The organism is Streptomyces sp. NPDC127092, from assembly GCF_042722475.1.
In the GTDB taxonomy this organism is placed as follows: Bacteria; Actinomycetota; Actinomycetes; order Streptomycetales; family Streptomycetaceae; genus Streptomyces.
Genome location: NZ_JBHXFE010000381.1, coordinates 1 through 1103 on the forward strand (window position 1 = coordinate 1; position 1103 = coordinate 1103).

The following is a 1103-nucleotide window of genomic DNA, read 5'->3' on the forward strand; positions in this document are numbered from 1 at the left end:
ACCTTATCCAAGGCGAAGTTTGCCCAAAACCTGTCGATCGCGACACCCGGACATGATGCCGACGCCCGACCGGTCATGGTCTTCCTCCACGGCGCCGCGTTCAACAGCGCTGCGGGACTGATGGACTGGTACGACGGCAGCTCGCTGTCCGCGGAAGCCGACGTCGTGGTGGTCAGCGTCAACTATCGACTCGGCGTGTTCGGGTATTTGTGCCTGGACGGCGTCAGCAGTGGAAACCTCGGGCTCTACGACCAAGTGGAGGCCCTGCGCTGGGTGAAGGCGAACATCGCGAGGTATGGAGGCGACCCGGGAAACGTGACCGTTTTCGGCCAGTCCGCCGGAGCGGTCTCGATCTGGCTGCTGATGGAGATCCCGGACGCGTGCGGGCTGTTCACCCGCGCGATCATGCAGAGCGGCCCGGGACCGGACGTCGTCCGACCGCGCGAGTTAGCGGAGGACGTCGGAAGGATATTCGCCGAGAACGTTGGGGGAGACCCTCGAACTGCCAGTGTCGCTGCACTGCTCGATGCGCAACGTAAGACCGCGGCCGTCTGGGCGGAACGATCCGGCCCCGTCGGGGCGCCACCCTTCTCTCCAGTCTCGGGCACTGATCCCCTCCCGGTGCTGGGAGCGAGCTTCAGCGAGAACGTGCAGGATCTCGATGTGATCTGCGGCTGGAACGCCGACGATGTATCGGCGTTCACCCGTCCCGGGCCCGACACGGTCGAGATAACGCACAGAATGCTTGCTGAACCGCTGAGCGAATTCAGAGATCGCCTGGTCCAAGCGGGTGCTCGGGCGTCTACCTACCGCCTCGATTGGCGGCCCCGTGGGTCTCGCTACGGGGCAACACACTGCGTGGAGCCGCCGTTGCTCCTCGGAACACGCGAGGCATGGGAAGGCTCTCCGATGCTCGGTGACACCGAGTGGGGCGAGGTCGAGCTGCTCGGCAAGACGCTGCGCAGGACTTGGGGACGGTACGCGCACACCGGCGTGGTCGAGCCCGAACCGGCGCTGCCTATGGCCTGGGACCCGGCGATTTCACACTCCGTGTGATCGACTCTGGAACCGGCAGACCGGTCGCGGCCTCCCGGGTACCAGGG

Annotated in this window: 1 protein-coding gene; it reads left to right on the top strand. The window is 65.7% G+C overall.

The genetic code is table 11. The features are described from left to right. Window positions 1-1056, top strand: a 1056-nt coding sequence (locus ACFWJO_RS40615) for a carboxylesterase family protein (protein WP_386873412.1), incomplete at its 5' end; no start/stop codon positions are given. Window positions 1057-1103 lie beyond the last annotated feature (47 nt).